At 39.2% G+C, this 21583-nt stretch carries 19 protein-coding genes; 9 read left to right on the forward strand and 10 right to left on the reverse strand.

The window, feature by feature from the left end:
- The first annotated feature begins 47 nt into the window (after window positions 1-47).
- Window positions 48-827: a formylglycine-generating enzyme family protein gene (locus tag RE476_RS03695; RefSeq protein ID WP_309309054.1), complete on the forward strand. Its 780-nt coding sequence runs from the start codon at window positions 48-50 to the stop codon at window positions 825-827.
- An 82-nt stretch (window positions 828-909) separates the two neighbouring features.
- Here the strand turns inward: RE476_RS03695 and RE476_RS03700 are convergent, their stop codons facing one another.
- A complete protein-coding gene (locus RE476_RS03700) occupies window positions 910-1893 on the reverse strand; it encodes an alpha/beta fold hydrolase (RefSeq protein ID WP_309309055.1) in 984 nt (327 codons plus the stop codon).
- Between the two features lie 506 nt (window positions 1894-2399).
- Here RE476_RS03700 and RE476_RS03705 point away from each other — a divergent pair.
- A complete protein-coding gene (locus tag RE476_RS03705; RefSeq protein ID WP_309309056.1) occupies window positions 2400-3095 on the forward strand; it encodes a hypothetical protein in 696 nt (231 codons plus the stop codon).
- 265 nt (window positions 3096-3360) lie between these two features.
- Here RE476_RS03705 and fdhF read toward each other — a convergent pair whose 3' ends face one another.
- Both fdhF and RE476_RS03715 read right to left on the reverse strand, forming a co-directional pair.
- Window positions 3361-6054, reverse strand: coding sequence for a formate dehydrogenase subunit alpha (gene fdhF, locus RE476_RS03710; RefSeq protein ID WP_309309057.1), 2694 nt, complete (start codon window positions 6052-6054; stop codon window positions 3361-3363).
- Between the two features lie 58 nt (window positions 6055-6112).
- A complete protein-coding gene (locus tag RE476_RS03715; RefSeq protein WP_309309058.1) occupies window positions 6113-7762 on the reverse strand; it encodes an NADH-ubiquinone oxidoreductase-F iron-sulfur binding region domain-containing protein in 1650 nt (549 codons plus the stop codon).
- A 438-nt stretch (window positions 7763-8200) separates the two neighbouring features.
- Between RE476_RS03715 and RE476_RS03720 the strand changes: the two genes are divergently transcribed.
- The 3 genes from RE476_RS03720 to RE476_RS03730 all read left to right on the forward strand — a co-directional run bounded on the left by RE476_RS03720 (window position 8201) and on the right by RE476_RS03730 (window position 11417).
- Window positions 8201-9175 carry an NAD(P)-dependent alcohol dehydrogenase gene (locus RE476_RS03720; protein WP_309309059.1) on the forward strand — a complete coding sequence of 325 codons (975 nt, stop codon included), beginning with the start codon at window positions 8201-8203 and terminating at the stop codon, window positions 9173-9175.
- A 123-nt stretch (window positions 9176-9298) separates the two neighbouring features.
- Entirely contained in the window at window positions 9299-9910 is a 612-nt protein-coding gene (locus tag RE476_RS03725; protein WP_309309060.1) for a hypothetical protein, read from the forward strand.
- 304 nt (window positions 9911-10214) lie between these two features.
- Window positions 10215-11417 (forward strand): TolB family protein, encoded by a 1203-nt coding sequence (locus RE476_RS03730; protein WP_309309061.1) that lies wholly within the window; start codon window positions 10215-10217, stop codon window positions 11415-11417.
- A 39-nt stretch (window positions 11418-11456) separates the two neighbouring features.
- On the opposite strand, the gene RE476_RS03735 is transcribed toward RE476_RS03730, so the two are convergent.
- From RE476_RS03735 to RE476_RS03750, 4 genes are all read right to left on the reverse strand, one after another.
- Entirely contained in the window at window positions 11457-13274 is a 1818-nt protein-coding gene (locus RE476_RS03735) for an SdrD B-like domain-containing protein (RefSeq protein ID WP_309309062.1), read from the reverse strand.
- A gap of 322 nt (window positions 13275-13596) precedes the next feature.
- A complete protein-coding gene (locus tag RE476_RS03740) occupies window positions 13597-14370 on the reverse strand; it encodes an alpha/beta fold hydrolase (protein WP_309309063.1) in 774 nt (257 codons plus the stop codon).
- Entirely contained in the window at window positions 14348-15490 is a 1143-nt protein-coding gene (locus RE476_RS03745; protein ID WP_309309064.1) for a radical SAM protein, read from the reverse strand. The genes RE476_RS03740 and RE476_RS03745 overlap by 23 nt, the downstream gene beginning before the upstream one ends.
- A 148-nt stretch (window positions 15491-15638) precedes the next feature.
- Window positions 15639-16499 (reverse strand): hypothetical protein, encoded by an 861-nt coding sequence (locus tag RE476_RS03750; protein WP_309309065.1) that lies wholly within the window; start codon window positions 16497-16499, stop codon window positions 15639-15641.
- Between the two features lie 158 nt (window positions 16500-16657).
- Between RE476_RS03750 and RE476_RS03755 the strand changes: the two genes are divergently transcribed.
- From RE476_RS03755 to RE476_RS03765, 3 genes are all read left to right on the forward strand, one after another.
- Entirely contained in the window at window positions 16658-17284 is a 627-nt protein-coding gene (locus tag RE476_RS03755) for a cysteine hydrolase (protein WP_309309066.1), read from the forward strand.
- A 140-nt stretch (window positions 17285-17424) separates the two neighbouring features.
- Window positions 17425-17607, forward strand: coding sequence for a hypothetical protein (locus RE476_RS03760; RefSeq protein WP_309309067.1), 183 nt, complete (start codon window positions 17425-17427; stop codon window positions 17605-17607).
- 146 nt (window positions 17608-17753) lie between these two features.
- Window positions 17754-18365: a methyltransferase family protein gene (locus tag RE476_RS03765; protein ID WP_309309068.1), complete on the forward strand. Its 612-nt coding sequence runs from the start codon at window positions 17754-17756 to the stop codon at window positions 18363-18365.
- A 79-nt stretch (window positions 18366-18444) separates the two neighbouring features.
- Here RE476_RS03765 and hgcB read toward each other — a convergent pair whose 3' ends face one another.
- The 3 genes from hgcB to RE476_RS03780 all read right to left on the reverse strand — a co-directional run bounded on the left by hgcB (window position 18445) and on the right by RE476_RS03780 (window position 20746).
- Entirely contained in the window at window positions 18445-18777 is a 333-nt protein-coding gene (gene hgcB / locus RE476_RS03770) for a mercury methylation ferredoxin HgcB (RefSeq protein WP_309309069.1), read from the reverse strand.
- On the reverse strand, window positions 18777-19847 hold the full coding sequence (gene hgcA, locus RE476_RS03775; RefSeq protein ID WP_406600987.1) for a mercury methylation corrinoid protein HgcA: 1071 nt from the start codon (window positions 19845-19847) through the stop codon (window positions 18777-18779). The genes hgcB and hgcA overlap by 1 nt, the downstream gene beginning before the upstream one ends.
- 179 nt (window positions 19848-20026) lie before the next feature.
- Window positions 20027-20746, reverse strand: a complete 720-nt coding sequence (locus RE476_RS03780) for a hypothetical protein (protein ID WP_309309071.1) — start codon at window positions 20744-20746, stop codon at window positions 20027-20029.
- Window positions 20747-20914: 168 nt separating this feature from the next.
- Here RE476_RS03780 and RE476_RS03785 point away from each other — a divergent pair, with 168 nt between their 5' ends.
- Entirely contained in the window at window positions 20915-21574 is a 660-nt protein-coding gene (locus tag RE476_RS03785; protein WP_309309072.1) for a YggS family pyridoxal phosphate-dependent enzyme, read from the forward strand.
- Window positions 21575-21583: the final 9 nt, after the last annotated feature.

Raw genomic sequence — 21583 nt, forward strand, 5'->3', positions numbered from 1 at the left:
TAATCTTAGTAGTCATTAAAATGAAGATTTTTTCAAACCAAAGAAACATGGCCGGTAAAATAATGGATGATATTGAGATAAAGCGCAAACAAGATGAGGCTATCAGGAAAGAGTACGAAGAAGGTGAGGAGAAAAAGCCTGCTGAATCCATAAAAAACTCCATTGGTATGGAGTTTGTGCTTATACCTGCCGGTGAGTTGTGCATGGTTTCAAATGGATATAGCCATGAAGGACCAGTTCATAAAGTGATCATCTCAAAGCCATTTTACCTCGAAAAGTATCCAGTGACCCAGAAAGAATGGAAAGCTGTGATGGGTAATCATCCTTCGTGTTTTGAAGGAGATGACAGGCCTGTTGAATGTGTTTCATGGAATAAAGTACAGGAATTCGTTAAGATGCTGAACGCAAAGGAAGGTACTGACAAATATCGTCTTCCATCTGAAGAAGAATGGGAATATGCCTGCAGAGCTGGCACGACCACCAGATATTCTTTTGGTAATGCTGATTCGGAATTGGATGAGTTTGCCTGGTATTATTACAATTCAGAACATGAAACCCACCCCGTAGGCAAAAAGAAACCGAATCCCTGGGGATTACATGACATGCATGGCAATGTATGGGAATGGTGCCAGGATGAATGTTATAAAAGTTATGAGTGTTCTCTGGCTGATGGTAATGCCTGGGAAGCTGTTGCCAGCTCTGCTCCAGCCCTGCGTGGTGGTAGCTGGGTCAATTATCCCAAAAAATGTCGTTCTGCCTATCGTAGCAGCTTTAACCCGGACTATGGAACATACTCTCTTGGCTTCCGTCTTCTCAGATCTGTTTGATTACTTACGGCTCTACCAATTTACAACTTTATTGCAAAGTAGCAAAAGACACGCTTGAAGTCTATAATGAAAACAAAAATACTCAAACAGTACTGTTATAGGTGGAATTATTTAGAAATACTTTCACAAGCATTCTCGTCCCTTCCATTTGAGACAACATTCCATGACCGCCGGTATCATATAGTACCAATTGCGATTGATCTATTTTATTGTGGGCATTTTCTGCATGTTTGTAACTCACCAATGCATCGTCTTTAGCGTGGATGATTAATGTTGGTGCACGAAGGTTAATTGTAGGCACGGTATAAAATTCAATCATTTTTTCATCGTTTATAGTGCCTTTATACCTTTGAGACATTGGATGCATTATATCAAGCATTTCCTGAGCCAATTCTTTCTGCTCTGGATTAAAAGTTTCATATATTTCTATAGGAATTCCCATCAGGTCCAGAATCGCAGGCTGAAAGAATCTTGTAAGGAGCCAATATGCATAATCAGACTGCTGGACGGTGTGAATAATACCAACATAAAATGGATCTTTGTCATCTGGTGCTGGACCCATACTTACAGCAGACACCAATATCAATGCTGAGCATCTGTCAGGATGGTCGTTGGCAAACTGTGTGGCTGATGGTCCACCAGCTGATACGCCAACAACAATTACTTTATCTATATTAAAATTATCCAGAAGAGCTTTATACGCTTCAGTTTGCAATTTTATCGAAGCATTATCTGGAATGGGTGATCGAAGATATCCATATCGTGAAACCGAGATGAATTTATATTCGTTTCCAAAAAGGAGTTTGCCCAACCAAAGTCCCTGATCATAACCACCTCCTGCACCATGTAGCAATAAGACAGGTTTCCCTTCCCCCTTTATAGCATACTCAATATCTCCGTACTCTGTTTCCAAAACACTACTGTCCGTAGGCAATCGCTTTTGTGCTTCCGTCATAGTATCATGGTAATTCGGATAAGTTAGAGCAATTAGTATAACCGTTGTACAAATTAAACATGCCAATATAATTAGTAAAATATTCCTGATTTTACTCTTAATTTCTTTCAAGAAAATCACTTCTGATTTGCAGTCACTATACCCAGACTTAAGTCCAAGACCTGTTTACAACTCCTAAGCATCTCGATTATTTATTTTATTTGGCAATATGTTTCACAACAATTTCCCAACATTTTATTGTAATAATCCTCCCTATAATATTCCATAACTCCCAACTTTTATAATCTTTCCGACTTTCTACATGAAACCCCAAAACTGTAAATTTTGATTGAAAATAATAGTCTCATCTTTTTAAATCAGAGATTTAATGAGCATATTCCAGTTAATAAGGAAAGAACGTTCTTAATAATCCTCCCTATGCCTTTATACTGTTTCAACTTTTGAGGGTGGGATTGAAATGATAAATCATATCACCAATCTATCATTACGTAAAGCTGCAATTATTGCTGTTTTTAGTTACCTGGTTATATTCGTACCTGGTATCTTAGCTAATAAGAATTTTTAATCCCATAATCTATTTAGTATAGAACAGAATATCAGATTTAATAAATTTGGATGTGAGTAAAATAAAATCAATGGTCATTATAGCATTGTTTTTGCTGATAACGCCTGTGAGTATTGTTTCTGGAGAAAGCGGTGTTGATTATGATGCATACAAAGAAAAATGGGATCTACTGTATGAGGACAAAAATGACTGGCTGTGTGTGGACTATGCAGTAAATTATGCAAGGAACAATCCTGGTTGGAACGTGGTTATCCTTTCACCATCACCAGCTTTCAGGTATCAGCCTCACATGGCTAACTACAAGATCGATGGAAACATGCTTTTGATCCATGAGCCTCAGGTCAACCTCACATATGAACTTGAGATCATCAATGGAAGCATGACAGTTCCTTTCTATGAGGATTATCCGGACGATTTTTCAAGTCAGTGGGCAAGACCCACTTATTTCCATTTTATTGCAAATGAAACAGATGTGGTCAGAACATATTATTCACTGCAGGATAATCGCGATGAGTTCTTTGATTATGAGAATATGAGCAGCTATGAACCTGTAAACCTTACATCGGAACTTGATGATAATGCCTACACAATGGTAATACAGGACAATACCAGCAGTAAGATCGATAATACAACCACATTGAATAATACTACCACTGTAGCATATAATAATGAAAGCATTGACGAAACGGAAAGTTATACTGCAAAAATCATTCGTTTTGGAAAATTGATCATAGGTATGTTTTCATAGATAGAACATCAAATATTGTGGGTATATTATTTGTTACAAGCTTTCAGTATTGATCTGATTGATATTTTATTTATTCCAATAGCTGTGCAGGAACGGTTTTCGTAGTATGGTTTATCATAAAAGGATTAAATGAATATGCAATGGTCTATGTATCTACAAAGCAGATTTGAATGAGATAAAATAAACATATAAGAGTAAAGAGGGATAAAGCCCCTTTTGTTGTTTATTTGCCAATTTCTGGGCAGTAACCGTATTCTCCCCCGCTTTATCTTATACGTGCAGCTACCACTTTATATTCGGGACATTGGGTATCACTGTCGCAAACGTCAGATGTTAGATTATTAATCATAACTTCAGAAAAGTGGAAAGTTGTGCTTAATATCCCTTTTTTTACCGCAGTTGAGATCCGGGCTTTGATATCTGTTTTTCCACGTGGTGATTCTACACAGACCATATCGCCATTATTGATCGAATATTCTTTTGCATCATCAGGATGTATCAAAAGTACATCTTCGGTAACTATTTGTTCATTCGGGGTACGACGGGTCATTGCTCCGCTGTTGTAATGTTCCAATCCACGGTTGGTTGTAATAATGAAAGGATAATCTTTGCTGTGTTCCTGCAGCTCTGACGTTTCCTTATATGTCTGTTTATAGAATGCTCCCTTGCCCCGTTTGAAGTTTTCTTCATGCAATGTAGGAGTATCACCACCGCCATCAGCCACAGGCCATTGCAATCCGTTCTTGCCCAGATTTTGCCAGGTAATACCTTTAAAGAAAGGAACTATTTGAGCAATTTCATTTAACACATTTTGTGCCGAGTAGTCAGGTTGTGGATATCCCATGCGTTGCATGATCTCCGTTATTATCTGTCCATCGGGTCTGGTGCCGGATAAAGGGTTAACTACTCTGTTCACACGTTGTACGCGACGTTCTCCATTGGTGAAGGTACCTTCTTTCTCCAAGAACGAAGCAGCGGGTAGTATAACAGTAGCAAGCCTCGCGGTTTCGGTCATGAACAATTCCTGTACAACCAGAAGCTCCAGTTTGCTCAATGCTCTTATAACCATCTGGCTATTTGAGTCCGTTTGAACCACATTTTCTCCGATTATCCACATAGCTTTCAGTTTATCCTGCAATGCAGCTTCGTACATCTGCGGAATATTATAACCTATATGTTTGGGTAATTTGGCGCCATAAAAATCTTCATACAGGGCATGTATCTCATCGTTGGTCACATCTAAATAACCTGCACCCTGATTTGGCTGACAACCCATATCGGCTGCACCCTGTACATTGTTTTGTCCACGCAATGGATTAACACTCACACCCGGAAGACCTATATTGCCTGTGATCATTGCCAGATTAGCAATCAGCATAACAGTTGAGGTACCCTGTGAATTCTCGGTTGCTCCAAGCCCATGGAAAGACATTGCATTTTTTGCGGAGGCATAAGCAATTGCAGCTTCATGCACCAGATTACGATCAACACCCGTTATGCTTTCCAGTTCATCAATGTTCTGCGATAGGATATGTTGTTTGAATTCTTCAAATCCTTCGGTGCGTTGTTCTATAAATGAAGTATCTATCAAATCCTCTTTAATGATATAATAAAAGAAAAGATTCATCAAAGCCACATTAGTACCGGGTTTTAGCTGTAAATGGTAATGAGCATAACGTGCCAGTTCGGTCTTACGGGGATCGATCACTATCAGTGTTGTATCCTTCATGGCGGCTTGCTTGATCTTTGCACCTGTGACCGGATGTGCATCCGTAGGATTAGCCCCGAACACCAAAATACAATCGGTGTGTTTGATATCGTCAATTGAATTGGTGGCAGCACCGGTTCCAAAAGTGCGTTGCATACCTAAGGCAGTAGGGGAATGGCATACACGGGCACAGTTATCGATATTGTTAGTGCCGATCACTGCACGCATGAATTTTTGCATCAGGTAGTTTTCTTCGTTGGGACAACGTGCTGATGAAATACCGGCAATATGGTCCGGGTCATTTTTTTTAATGATCCTATTCAGTTCTGATGCGATAAAATCATAGGCTTCATCCCAGTTTGCCTCCACAAATACACCATTCTTTTTGATAAATGGTGTTCTGATACGGTCGGGGTGATTATAGAACGAGAATGCAAATCTTCCTTTTAAACACAGATGACCAGAATTGACTTTGCTATCCCATGGGGCTTGTATAAATCTAACTTTTTCGTCTTTAACAGCTACCTCTAAATTACATCCTACGCCACAATAAGTGCAAATGGTTCGGATCTTTTCATCTGCAATAATGGATTTGGATTCGTACACATCCGATATTGCAGAAGTAGGACATGCCTGTGCACAGGCTCCGCAACTTACGCAGGATGATTCAATAAAAGATGTATCCATACCTTTAATGACCCTGCTTTCAAATCCTCTTCCGGCCATGCTCAGCACGAACATTCCCTGGACTTCGTCACAGGCTCTGACACAACGTGAACAATTGATGCATTTTGACAGATCAGAAGTCATATAAGGATGACTCAGGTCTCTGGTCCTGTTCAGATTATCTTTGCCAACCGGATATCGTACATCTCTTACACCCACACGTGCAGCTACTTCCTGTAGCTCGCAATTGTTGTTGACCTCGCAGGTTAGACAATCCAGTGGATGGTTGGTAAGTACTAATTCGATAATGTTTTTACGCAATTTTAAAATACGCTCTGAAGAAGGATATATGTAGATTCCTTCCGAAACCGGTGTATGACACGAGGCCATCACTTTAGCTGGTCCATCCTGTTCTAATGCAACATCCACACTGCACACTCGGCAGGCACCAAAGGGCTTTAAATGAGGCGTATCACATAAGGTTGGAATCAGTTTATCGCTATGTGAGCGTTTCACGAATTGCAATATACTTTCGCCTTTCTGAATGGCATATGGCTGGTCATTGATATACGCTATTTTGTTCATGTGCATCGTTTTTTCTAACATCTGATTATCTATTGTCTAAAAGTAGATTTGAAAAAATTCATTGAAAATAAACTTTTAATTCGTTGTCAAAGCCTTGCAGCGCATTTTTTACGGGTAAAGGAAGTCCGCCTCCCAGGGCACACAGGGAACCTTGTTGCATAGTGTCCAATAAGTCGCTGAATAATTGCCGATCAATTTTATAATTGCTATCGGTTGCTTTTTGCAACAGTTCGAAACCACGTGTCGAGCCTAATCTGCAGGGGAAACACTTTCCACAGCTTTCATGCGCTGTGAACTGGAACAGGTGTTTTATGTATTCGATAATCGGGAAGTTTTCGGGAATACTTACAATGGAGCCATGCCCTAATAAAAAGCCATTTTCAGCAAATGATTCAAAAGAGACCTGTAAGGAGTTAATCATTGATACCGGAACCAAACCTCCTAATATTCCTCCAATGTGCAAAGCTTTTACATCGCTCTTGAAACCGCTACCTAATTCTTCGATTACGGTTTTAAGCGGAGTGCCCATTTCAACTTCATAAATCCCGGGTCTATTAAAGAAACCATCCAATGAGATTAATTTGGTGCCTTTAGATTGTGACGAACCTATCCGGTTAAAAGCATCTCCACCGTGTTCAACAATAAAGGGGACATTAGCAAAGGTTTCAACGCTGTTCACCAGCGTAGGCATATTGAATAAACCCTGTTGTGCCGGGAACGGTGGACGAACGCGTACTTCAGGGCTTTGTCCTTCTATGGATGAAAGCAATGCCGTTTCTTCGCCGCATATGTAGGCACCCTGAGCTTTGATCAATTTGAATACGAACGAAAAACCTGAGTTTTGTATATTATTTCCCAGTAAATTTAGATCTTCAAGTTCTCTGATGCTTTGCCTGATTACCGTCTGTGATTCAGGATACTCAGCCCTGATATATACCACACCGGTATTCGCACCACTTACGTAACCTGCTATCAGCATACCTAATAAAACTCTCAATGGTTGTTGTTCCAATAAGTATCGATCAGAGTAGGCTCCGGGATCACCTTCGTCAGCATTGCAAACAATGAACTTATATTTGCCTTCGGCTTCTTTAATAGTTTCCAGCTTGAATCCCATCGGGAAGCCAGCCCCTCCACGCCCTCTTACATGTGCTTTATGGACCTCATCCAGCACTTGATCAGGGGTTTGTGTAAATAAGTACTTCAGTTGTTTGGCAAATAACTCCACAGTTAACGGATTTTGCATTAAGATGGCTGTTCCCTGTGCCTGAGTCCCATATGTTTCTTGTGTAGCAGTTTTTGATCTAATTAATGAAGCAATGTTAGTAATATCTTCGCCGGAGTAATTCTGTCCATTGTAATAGAATGCACTATTCTCATGGCACCTGCCAAGACAGGTCATTTCACCAATCTCTTCTTCTTTCAAGTGATTTTTCAGTTCACTTTTCACTCGTGGTTGTGTACCGGCGCATAAGCAAGCGCTTCCGTTACATACATATGCTTTTTTGCCTTTGTTTTCAGGTCGAAGAAAATCATAAAATGAGAGTGTGCTATAGATATTGGCTTCACCCAGCAAATATTCTCTGGCAATTTCTTGCATTTCCTGCAAGTCAGGTGTGCCACTTTCTTCAGCCAGCTGACCTAATTTCTCAAAAAGGTTTTCATGTAAACCTTTACGAGCGGATAAATAACTTAAATTTTCTGACATAGGATTCGTGAGTCCTGTTACAGTAGGTTGATTTTTAGCTCTAGCTAGTTTTGAGCCAAATAATAGCTATGACATGTTCATTCAGGGGATTAAGTTAAATTCGATTTTAAAATCAATTTTAATACATTATTCAATCGTAAAATCAATTGGATAATGGGTATTATTTCCCTCTGCAACTACACATTTAACTACGTTTTATGTAGTTAAATAAATATTAATACTGTAAACTGTTGTTTTTGTACAAAACGCTTTCGAGTCAGGAGCAACCATTCAAAATCTTTTAAGACACTGTAATTTTGGATTGGAGAGAAATGTTATCCATTTTTTGGCTTTTCCTGAAAGGACGCAATACCCGAAGCGAAAAGCAATGAAGAATAAAAAATAGGTTCAGACAATTTTTTAAGGGTTGCAATCAATTTAATAATGAGAGGTATCCGGATGAAAGCAGTGGTGTATGAAAGATATGGTTCGCCTGATGTTCTTGAATTTAAAGATATAGCCAAACCTGTCCCAAAGGATAATGAGTTCCTCATAAGGATACATGCCACAACAGTGAACAGAACTGACTGTGGACTGCGGGAGGCTGATCCTTTTATTGCACGCTTTTTCACAGGTCTCATCAGACCAAAGAATAAGATACTTGGGACTGAATTTGCCGGGGAGGTCGAAGCAATAGGCAAAGATGTGAAGCAATTTAAAAAAGGCGATCATGTCTTTGGACATAGCGGAGATAAATTTGGTGCTCATGCTGAGTACATTTGCCTGACCGAAGATGATCCGGTGGCAATAAAACCGGATAATATGACCTATGAAGAAGCTGCCTCGGTTTGCGATGGTGCAATACTGGCATTGACCTATCTTAGTAAAGCAAACATTCAGAAAGGGCATAAAGTCCTTATATACGGAGCCTCCGGGTCAATTGGTACTGCAGGGGTGCAGCTTGCCAAATACTATGGGGCTGAGGTTACAGGAGTATGCAGCACCACGAATTTAGAAATGGTGAGCTCTCTGGGAGCAGATGAAGTGATTGATTACACTAAAGAAGATTTCACCCAAACCGACCAAACGTATGAAGTTGTTTTTGATGCGGTGGGTAAAAGTTCATTTTCCCGTTGCAAAAATCTTCTAAAAGCAGGTGGAATCTATTTCTCTACAGAACTTGGATACATGGCCCAGAATCCATTTCTGGACTTGTGGACCTCAATGTTCGGTAGCAAAAAGGTAATGTTCCCGCTTCCAAAATACACCAAAAAGGATGTTCTCTTTTTCAAAGAACTTATCGAGATGGGAAAGATAAAAGCTGTTATTGACAGGCAGTATACATTGGAGCAGATTGTAGAGGCTTACATGTATGTCGAAAAAGGGCACAAAAAGGGAAATGTCGTAATAACTCTGGACCGTGGCTCTCAATGAATTGTAATGTACGGTGTAAAAGACGTTCTTTAGTAATATACAGTATATTTAAATAATAGAAACTCAGTATATGACTTCCGTCCACTATTGCCAAGCATACTTTCACTTCAAGGAGTCTCCACAATGAAATTGCCTATATCCATAAAGCACGCACTGATCGAAGCAATGATCAAACAGTACACTGAGAATTCCCCATCTTCCAGGATTGGTGAAGAACCTCTCATGTTCTCGGTCCCACTGGCAAATATTCAGGAAGATGCAGAGGATTTCAAAATAACTGAATCCGACATTAATGCCACGGTTGTCGAAAATCCCGGTTCCCTGTCCCTCAGCGAAGAATCCGGTCCCCTGCTTTTTGTTCCACCTTTTACCCGGACCTGTGAGCGCTATGATGAAGCTCTCAATTATATCAAGGAAAACACATTATCCAATAAAAAATTCACACTTGAGTATGACCCTGCAATTAAGGAATCCCTTATCTACCATTTCTTCAGTGGTTCCATCGTCATGATAGTGCCTGATGGCATGACCAGCCTGTCCCAGCTAAATTTTGCTCTCATGGCTGGTGGAAGTAAACTTCGTGCGATCATGGATAACACAGGTGGTGGCTGGGTTTATGTTTTCCCTAAATACATCATGGAATACATGGAATGTGGCAAAACACCAGTGATGGATACCAATGTTCAACAGGTTCTCGCAAGTTATCTTGAAGATATATTTCCCGGTGAAGACTAAAGGTTCGATTACCTCTTAAGCAATTCAAACAATCCTACCTCAGATATCATCATTCTCATGATGGTCTTTTCACTTTTATATTTTCTTTAATTTCTCTGATAAATCATACTCTCTTTTTTTATCCATATCTTAGATTAGTAACAATTATCAGAATGAAAGTTTCAAAAAAAATAATTCAGTACAGGTCAATAACTAATTGGGTAATGATTTTCTTAAAAACATTTAAATTGTGTAATGGGGGAGTTAAATGAAAATTAAGAACAAAATATTGATTTGTATTTTTATTACTTTATTCTTTATAAGTGTGCAAACTGTAGAAGCTCATGATTTTCTACTTGCACAAGGTACAGAAGAGCAGATAACTTTAAATGGATCATATCAAGGTGATCCTGTAATCTACGAAGACATAATCGCCTGGAATGACAAACGCAATGGTAATTGGGATATTTATATGTACAATATCACTTCTGGAAACGAATCTTCAGTCACTACAAATGAATTTGACCAATATTATCCTGCAATCTACGAGGATAGAATTGTTTGGTATGATAATCGCAGTGGTAACGATGATATCTACATGTATAATATCACTTCAGGCGATGAAGACCAGATTACCATAAATGAATCCGCTCAGTTAGATCCTGCAATTTACGGAAACTTCATAGTATGGACTGATTACCGTTATGGTCCTCTGGGTGACATCTACATGTACAATACCACTTCATATACTGAATTCCCTGTGGCTGTGTACCATCAATCCCAATGGACTCCTGCAATCTATGGGAATAGGATAGTATGGGGAGATACCCGCAGTAACTGGAACATCTACATGTACAATGTCAGTTCAGGTAATACAACTCAGATAACAACAAACGAATCTAAGCAATATATTCCGGTAATTTATAAGGATCTTATAGTTTGGTATGATGAACGTAATGGTAATGGTGACATCTATATGTATAACATTACTTCAGGTAATGAATCTCAGGTAACTACAAACGAATTCAATCAGTACTATCCTGCAATCTACGAAGATAGAATTGTCTGGATGGATAACCGTACTGGAAACTGGGATATCTACATGTACAATATCACTTCAGGAAAAGAATACCAGATTACTACAAACACATCCATGCAGTCTAATCCTGCAATCTACAAAGACAGGATTGTCTGGATGGATTATCGTAATGGTAATTCGGATATATACATGTTCACTCTGGATCTTGTTGAAAAGGATCCATCAGAAGCAATTGGAGATTTCAAAGAACATGTTTTTGGTCTGCATAATGCAGATGCTTCTACCAAAAAAACCCTCAATGTAAAACTTGATAACGTTATCAATAAGCTTGATAAAGAAGACTATGACAAGGCTATCAAGAAACTGGAGGATTTTATTAAATTCGTTAATGAGATGGTAGAAGAAGAAAGATTGGATAGTGCTCAGGCTGAGTTTCTAATTGATCAAGCGGAGAGACTCATTAATCTGATACAAAATTATGAAGGGTAATTACCCTTCATTGATCTTTTTTGCAGAAACTATCCTCATTCACTGCTGTTTATCCTTCTTCAGTAGTAGTACCATAAAGACACCCAGCAGCAATGCAGTTATAATAGGCCCTGCAGTTGGTACAGCGTTCGGTTCCCAACCATTGTCATCAGGTTCGTAACCATAATACTCACCAACATCTTCATCGCTTACAACAAAACCGTCGAACTGGGCTGTGACGTTTGCAGTGTTGACGTAATGACCATATTTTGCAACATCATCCATTTCACATTCCATTGATTCACCCGGAGAAAGTGTATTCTTTGGACATGGGATGATACCCTGTTTGTCATCAGTCAGTACAATGTTTCCAAGCGGGACATTTCCTGTATTGGTGATAATGTATTTCCATGTTATAGTATCACCTATGACTATTCCCGTAAGACCATCCGTATCTTTATCTAGACCATTGGTATATTTTTCAACATCAACGCATGGTATTACTTCAAGGAAACCTGCATCCAGGGCCATATCAATTTCTCCTGGATCTAGTGCAATACAGGTTGTTAGTCCCGTAGCAGGGTTAGCATCACTATCTGCAGTATCATCAGCACCCTGGTTCTGCGGACTGAAGATATACCCTGCAGGGAGGACAAAGCCTACAGAGTAGTTACCTGATTCAAGGCCTATGAATTGATAAGTCCCGTTTGAATTCGTGATTGTTGTAGCAAGATGATTACTTTCACAATCAAAGAGTTCCACGGTCACATTGGGGATACCTGATTCATTTGTATCCTGTATTCCGTCATTATTAAGATCATTCCATGCAAGATTTCCTATGCCCCCCCACTGAATAGATGTAACACCTGCATCCCTGTTCTGGTAATCAGTACCTGATCCAAGGAAGATACAGGTGGTAAGCCCTGATGTAATATCGACATCGCTATCTATGCTATCGAAAGTACCCTGATCCTGTGGACTGAAGAAATATCCTGCTGGAAGTGCAAACTCGATATAATATTCACCTGGCGTAATCCCTGAGAACTGGTAAAATCCGGTTGCATCAGTTATTGTCATAGCAAGGAGATTTCCATAACAATCATAGAATTGCACAGTCGCACCGGAAAAACCTTGCTCTCCTGCATCCTGCATACCATTAATGTTGAGGTCCTCCCAGACAAAGTCACCAATTGAAGCAGGCTGATACATACCAGCATCCCATGTATTATCCACCTCTCCTGAACCAATTACATCAGGATTCGTTCGTCCTGTTGTAATATCAGCATCACTATCTATGGTGGCATCGGCACCCTGGTCCTGTGGACTAAAAAAGTATCCTGCTGGCGGAACAAAACCTATTGAATATTCACCAGGTGTCAATCCTGTAAATTGGTAAAATCCGTTTGAATACGTAACTGTCGTTGCAAGGAGATTGTTGGCAGAATCATAGAGTTCTACAGTTACACCGTCGATTCCTGTTTCATTCTCCTCCTGTATACCATTAGCATTGAGATCTTCCCAGACAAAGTCGCCGATTGAAGCAAGCTGATGTATACCAGCATCCCACGTATAATCTATCTCTTCGGGATTAAGTATTGTACAAACTGTCTGTCCTGTTGTAGCATCTGCGTCACTGTCCATGGCATCATCAGCACCCTGGTCCTGTGGGGTAAAAATATATCCAACAGGAGCTTCAAATTCTACGAAATAATCACCCTCTTCAGCTATGAAATTGTAGTTTCCTACTGCATCAGTAACTGTAGTATCTACGAGATTACCATCACAACTGTATATATTTACGGTCACACCGGCGATTCCCGGTTCACCTGGATCCTGTATGCCATTAACGTTGAGGTCTTCCCAGACAAGATCACCCATGGAAGAATTACCTACTGCGGCAGACGTCGTAGATATTAATGCTGCAGATGCGATCAATACAAGTAGAAATCTGATTCCTATCTTTAGTGAATTACATTTAGAATGATTCAAAATTGACTTTACAAAATGTTGATATGCCCTAATGATAAAACCCCCTTATAATCAACCAAACAAGCAGAACAATGTCTGCCGGTTAGAACTCCTATAATAGAATATGTTTGGATGCTGATATTAAATCAAATGAAAATAAAATTCAGAACAATGTTCAGTAACATCAAAAGGTAATGTTATAAGTATGGAAAACATTTCTTAAAAAGTAAAATCAGACAAATACTGACTTCAAATATCCAAAAACGATGTCATTGAACTTGTCATATTGCTCGATCGAGCATACATGACCGCAGTTATCAATTATTTCAACCCGGGAATTACTTATTTTTCTGGTATACCTTAAAGTGTCTTTTAAAAACAGATGATCCTCATTTCCTGAAACAAACAGGATTTTGATATCCTCATTTAATTCATCCAGCCAGATCAAACTATTCTTTGTTTGCGGGATGAGATCCACCCACTTGCAAAACTCACTATAACCCAGCTTTTTTGCTTCATTCACGAAAATACTCCGTGATCTCCTATGGTTTTTCCTTGGCAGTATGATGTAGGCAAAAAATCTGTAAAGGATCATATAATTAATCCATCTTTTGAAATTAATTGCAAGAAAAAGCAGGAATTTCGTTCTCATATTGAACTTAACAATTCCCCCACCCATAATCAATGAATATACTTTTTCCGGGTAAAGTATGGCAAACCGTAAGCATATTAATGAACTAAAGGAAAAGCCCAGAAAATGAGCTTTTTCTATATCATGGAAATCTAGAGTATTGTTAATAAGCTGACATACTTTATCAATATCGAGATCATCATTAACTTTTTCCTTATGCATTTCCAGCACAAGCAGGTTATAGTGCTTTGAAAAGAACTCTGTCTGGTTTTTCCAGGTTCTGGCACTGCCTCCAAAACCATGAATAAATACAATCCAATCTACAGAATCTTTTTTATGGTAAACTTCGGCACTAAATCTTTTTTCTTCTGCCATCAGTTATTCCTTTCTTAAAAGCAAGGTATTTTAAAAACAGAGGGAAATTTTTCTGGTTATGCTCAGGCATTTTCTTAAATAGCTCCTCTGAAAGTGCTTCCCATTCTATGGCCCGCTCATAACTTTTCTCGGCAAGATGTTCAGGTGATTCCGGATTTGCCATATGGGTCGATTTCGCTCCACCGGCATTAACAACGTCAATAATTGCCTGAGGATTATCTATCAAAGGACATGGACGCAGTGGATTCTGTGAAAATGGCTGAGCATCTCTAAATGTAGTAAAGAACTTTGATCTGAGAGCTTCAGCAAGTGAGATATCATGTATATTTGAATCAGAATAGTGGCAGAATGCACATGGTTCAACGTCACCCTTGGCGTTAATATGCGCAAAACCAGCACCTGCTCCAAGACAACCAAAACACAGGTGACCGTTGTTCCAGAAATCAACTATCACATAGTCGTGTTTTATACAGTAATCCCTTACTTTTTCCTGTACGTATGCCCTTTGTTCAGCAGTACATACCAGAGAAGTATCAGCATCGCTGCCTACCGGAATGTACTGGAATAACCAGCCAAACCAGGCACCTTTCTTGCGCATGTGATCAAGAAATTCATCACTGGCTATTGTTTTATAGTTATTTGAATGATAACAGGCTGAAAAAGCAAATCCAATGTTTCTGGATCTTAAAATATCCATAGCTTTGATCGCTTTATCGTAAACGCCCATTCCTCTTCTAAAATCAGTTTCTTCTTTTGTCCCTTCAATGCTTATGAAAACATTCAAATTACCCAATTCAGCCATTTCGTCAGCGAATTCGTCATCGATCAAAGTTGCATTGGTAAAAGCTCCGAAAGTCATTTTATTATGCTTTTTGCATAATTTAAGAATATCTTCTTTCCTGAGTAAAGGTTCGCCACCGGTCATCAAACAATCCATGATCCCTAACTTTTCAGCCTGATTTAGAATGTCATCAAACTTTTCATATGAAATGTTGTGGCCGCTTTCATAATCCTGAGACCAGCATCCTTTACACTTTAAATTACAATTACTCGTAGGGTCTACAAGAAGAACCCTGGGAATAGAGCATTTATTTTTAAATCCATTATACAACTCTTTCAAAGTGATGAAACCACCCATGGTCAAATGAGTTGTTATTCCCCTAGCTAAAAAAAATTGCTTACACCTGTAGATGTAAGCCTTATGATGTGGGAACGGGGGTATTCTTTCTTTGTTCCCATTGATCATTAAATGTTTCAATTGCAAAACCTCAAACCTGTTTTTTAGTCACAGATACTTTTTGTGGAATTACTCCATCAAAAACAAATTCACCATCAGAATTTGAGGTCAAGCTGGTTATTTCAAGTCCCGGAACAACTGTATAGATACGAGGGAAATAATTTTCCATTACACTTACGCTTTCTTCTTCCATATATTTGCCTGGAAGTGAAATAGCTCCTAGATTAAATTCTTCCGGTTCACCATTTAATTGGTTGTTCGTAACACTGATCTGTCCCTTACTATAGATATTTAATCTATCAGGTAAAGGAAGAGGGACATCACCTGCAACATCTGAATATAGATCTTCTTTAAGTCTTTTTATATCAGCAGTACTTGATCCTTCCATGGTCCCATCGGGTGAAACTTTTACCTGTAAGTCATCAAACCACCAGAATCCAGGTGCTATCTCATTTAATAGAGCTGTCGACTCCTCTGCAGTTAAAGTAAACTCTTTTCTTTCATATTCTGAGAATTCAAAATCATAATCCTGAATTGATTTTTTTTCTGCATTCTTTTTGTATTCTTCTAATTCTTCACCAGTCATGCCTTCATACTCTATTTGCATACCGGTTTTTTCAAGAGCACTTAAATAGTCTTCATGAGTGTATTGCACCCCTAGATCTTTAGGTCCAAGTAATGAAAAACTTGCATAGACCCAGAATACACTGCCTAGAATTAGTACTAAAGCTACTAAAAATACATATTTAAGTTTACCTTTATCGTTGCTAATTGTATCACCAACCATTATCCCAACATTGACAATCACATATAATTGTAGAGGTTGTAGTTTTATTGCACTCTGTGAAAAGACGAACAAAACTAAGAACATTTCACATGTTTCCAACCACATTATATACTTTCCTATTTGAATCAGTCATATATTTTTTCTTTTAAATAAGTAACAATATTTAGTAATTAAGATTCCAAAATTATATCGCAGTTTAAACTAATTTAACTATGTGCACAATACTTGCATGTTCATTTTTTTAATTTTATGGAGGAGAACAAATGATACAGATCAAGGGGAGTAGCACTGCATTTATCATAGTGGATACACAGAATTTCGTTCTTCATGAAAATGGGTTTGGTGTTGACTGGGGTGCCTGGAACTTTGCTCAGCAAAAGAATATGATTAAGAAAACGGTCAAAGCCATGGAAATATTCAGAGCAGCAAAAATACCTATAATCTTTGTTATAATGGAACTGCGCCCTCAAATATCGCAGGCCATAAATGCGAATTTACCGGATATACCTTTCTGGAAACAACTCAGGGAAATGGACTTCAAGAAAATAAGTCCCGAAGAAGGAGAATTCCAGGGCAGGATCATCGACGAGTTCACTCCTCACCCGGAAGACCTCATAGTTGTCAAACATCATACAATGAGTGGTTTTCATAACACGGACCTCGACAGGATACTCAGGGCTTTGCACTGTGATACTCTGCTATTTGGAGGCGCTGTGACAAACCTCTGTGTTGAAAGTACGGTTAGGGGGGCTTTTGACAGGGGATATAATTGTGTTGTGTTGAGTGACTGTGTTGCTTCGGTCAGTGAAGAAGCTCAGCGGTTTGCAACAGACTTTATATTTCCTATCCTGGGCAGGGTTTGTACTTTTGAGGAGCTTGAGATATTATGAAGGCACATTCGGTAAAAATACACATTAGCTAAGTACTAATATATGATACATCGAAATATGAGCCACATTGGTTTGGAAAATTACCTGCTATAAGAAGTTTTAATAAGCGATTGAACCCTACTTAATATTGGGGAGTATTTATGGAAAATGAAAAGAGTTCCAAAAAACAGGTTTTTCCGATGTTTCCAGTAATAATATTAGTTACTGGCATATTGTGGCTAATAAATGACTTGCACATATTAACAATCGATATTCCGTGGTTTCCCATAGTTTTGATAATACTTGGAATTGGCTGGATCATAGACTTTTATAAAGGAAAGTAAAAATCAACTCTTTTTTTATGGATTTGATCATTGAAGAAATATCGTTAAATAAAGTTTTGAAATAAACTTTTAAAATCACAATGGTCTCACAAAGTCACAAACCATAAATACAACTTTCTCCAAATATAAAAAAGGAGATTGGTAAATTGGATTTATCCATTGTGATACTTGTTATTTGTCTGGTAGGATTCGCAGCCATTCACAGCCTTCTGGCAAGCTTGCCCTTTAAACGCTTCATCAGGCGGTCTTTAGGTTCTAAAGCAGACAAGTTGTATATGCCAGTCTATAACGTCATTGCGGTTATTACGATAGTGCCACTGGCATACCTACTCTATAAGAATCCGGGCCCATTTATATACATAGTACCGTCTCCATGGCGCTGGTTAATGGTTGGTGGACAGGTAATTGCTGCCATAATTGGTCCAAGGGCTTTGAAGGATGCACCACATCGATTTAGGCTGCATTCACAGCTATCTGCACCGGATACCCCTGAAGCAGGTCATCTGGATATCCATGGTGTTTATCGATGGATAAGAGATCCATTCCTGTTCTCCGGACTGGTCATAATGTGGCTAACTCCGTTTATGACAGTTAATCTGCTTATCATATACATCCTGACTACCATATATCTGATCATGGGGTCCCTGCACTGGGAAAGCAGACTTGTGGCACAGTTTGGCAACGAATATCTTGAATACCAGGAAAATGTTCACAGAATAATCCCTCGCTTAAAGGGATATCATGAGAAAAAAAGATGATCCTGATCAACTTCTTTGCATGTCCGTTACTAAATAAAAAAGAAATAAGCACACTTTTCAGTTATCGCTAATTTCATGATCACAGTTTTTCAATGAGAAATGGATTCTTTGAATTCCCACCACAGCAGCTTCCATCTCCACAGCCACACTCAGCACTATCCATATCCTTGCCCCTGAGTGCTGCACTGATCATTGCCCATGCACAACCGACACCACTCTGCACTTCAATTGCCTGGACAGGGCAGTTAAGGGCACATGCGCCGCATTCCATACATGCAGCTGGTCGCACGAGTTCAACATGTTCTTTTCCTTCAGAAAAGACCCCGTGGGGACAGACCTGCGTACATCGCAGGCAGTTGATACATTTATCAGGATAATATTGAAGCGTATTCTCAACATAAGAATCAAACATCAGATCACCTTCATTAATCTAAATATTCCAAGCAGAATTGAGATTACAATTCCTGACCCGGCTATAAAAGCCATGAAAGGTACATACCTGAAGATCTCTTTTTTAACACCGGTCCTTGAAGTGAATGTAGTACAACCTGTGAAGTTAAGGGCTAAGTATGCAGTCACAGCAGGCATGACCAGAAGAAAAACCAATGCTTTTAGTACATTAGGCCAGAGAGACGTTACGGAATCTGCAGCAAATGTAAGTGCAAAAGGGATAGCGACAATTTCCCCCAGGATCAATCCTTTAGTGCTGAAATCATGTGTTGGAATAAAGGGAAGCAGGACCGGAAATAATACGGTTCCTGTTAGTACTGTGGTGATTGCAGCAAGAGCTGCAAGAGGGCCTGCAAGGAAGTAAAGAACAATAGCAACAGCAAGCGTAGGCAATGCTGCATGAACCAACTCCATAGGTGTCAGTACCAGCCGATTCCATAATGAGAAATGAACCCTGCGCATTTCAGGTGTGGCCTTGTGTGTTTTAAGGTATTCAGCAAGGTCATTTGCACGTACGGGACCATATTCGACCCTGAATCCAGAACGACGCTGTACTTCATGTGCCGAGATTCCCGGAGCACTGAGCTGCGGTAGTATGATAGTTCGATGCTGAACAATGTCAGAAAGTCCTGACCATGAGATACGTCTTACGAGTTCTTCTGTTCCGAATGTACCCTTACCAGCAGCACACCATACATTAATGCCTTTTGTATCCAGGACAAGAATATAACAGTCAATACCAGCAAGTGCGGAGCGGAGCGCATCAAAGCTCATTGTGTAGTTTGCCGAAACAAAGACCGGAGAATCTGCATCAGGGTTTCCCAGTTTGTAAAGGTTGGGTTTGACAATATACCCCATCCTATTTACGCCCCAGCGGGCAAGGAAGTGACCAAAACGGTCTTTAAGTGTGAGAGTACTTGTAATCGTAAGGATTTCACATGCCGGAATATCGTGAGTAAAAGTAATAAATGAAAGTTTATCCGATTTCGGTGCACATGAGCACGTTGAATCTGCAGTCTTGTCATTCTCCATGTGATTTTCTTTCCTTTCTTCAATAGTGCTGTGCATTAATCAAGTGCTTCTTTTAGTATTCTTTTAAATACACATAAGGATTGCCTTTGTGCTGAATGCAGAAATAGGGCTGTACTCATATGCTAAGATATTATGTGAATCTGAATAGAGAAAGGTGAAAGAGTTGGGGAATGAAAGAGTTAATATGGAATCTCAAGTGCATGGATTATTCTTTCAGTATTCTCAGGGTCATTGAATATAAGACGGATATTTCTATTTTTGAAATAGTAAAGTCTCATATTTTCGTCGATATGGGATTGGCCTGGCTGTATCTTTATTCCTTTTGCTTTGGAAGGGGATGTGGCGTTCAGAGTTATGTCTACGAGCTTTCCGAGACTTTCAAGACAACTGAGAGATTGTGTGGTATTTTTTAATGCTTTCAATTTGATGACTGTTTTATTCCTTATATCCAATACTTCTGATGACGAATTATGGCTGACAGGTATGAGGCGACGGCAATCACTTTTTATTCTTTTTAGAATATGGCCATCGTTTTGTAAATACTCGGTTTTGATATGTTCAGATATCTTGAAGGCATCATAGGTTTCCATGTTATCGATGAATCTCAGAATACTGTCATAGTCTACAGAGATTATGGGATAATTGTTACTTTCGATCTGAATTATTTGGTTTAGAAAGATTTCCTTAGTAACGTTTATCGGGTAATTGAGATTCACAGAGTCAGTGAAAGGAAATAAGAACAGAGATTGGCGACTGGCGGAAGGAATAATATCCCCAAGATGGGAATTGATTTCTCTTACGTTGGCTTTTGTTTCGTTCTGAGCATTGTACAATAATTCGATCGTTTTGTTCTGCAAGGAATAAATCATTGTTCTGAGATCGTTATTGTTGTCAGCCATCAACCATTCTCTTAGCATTAAAATTATATATATTTTCACTGCGGAGTCCCTGATTCAATAGCAGATTTTAAAAAAAATTAATGAAATACATTACATTTAATTCATATTGCCATAATCTTTATCAATCAAACACATCGTATTTGAAATAAAATAGTTTTGGGAACACGAATGACAGTCGCTGAAAATATAAGAACGATACTTGAAGAACTCGGAAATACAAAACTTGTCTGCGTCACAAAGACAGTTGCTTCATTAAATATAAATGAAGCTATCGAGGCCGGAGCCGCCATTATAGGGGAGAACAGGGTTCAGGAATTCGAGGATAAATGTGATGGGGTCCTGCCCTGTGAAAGACACCTGATAGGACATTTGCAGACAAACAAGGTTAAAAAAGCCGTTGAATTCTTCGATGTGATCCAGTCAGTTGACTCCATGAAGGTACTGCAAGAGATCGATAAGAAGGCTGAAGATATTGGCAAAATACAGCAGGTATTCCTTCAGGTAAACATAGGAAAAGAGCCACAGAAATACGGTTTTGGACTGGACGAGATCGGACAGGTTATAACAGAGATCAGGTCACTGAGGAATATCCGGGTTACAGGACTCATGTGCATACCACCTTATGTGCCTTCTGAGCAGGCGCGGCCTTATTTCAAGAGAATGAAAGCACTCTTTGATGAATTGAAACAGGAACATCAGGGTAAAGAGGATAACATCGATATCCGGGAACTGTCCATGGGAATGTCCGGTGATTACAGGGTTGCTATTGAAGAAGGGGCTACCATGGTTCGTATAGGTTCTGCGATATTCGGGAACAGGCATTACTGAATATTCTAA

Origin of the sequence: Methanolobus mangrovi (genome assembly GCF_031312535.1) — an archaeon.
Lineage (GTDB): Archaea > Halobacteriota > Methanosarcinia > Methanosarcinales > Methanosarcinaceae > Methanolobus > Methanolobus mangrovi.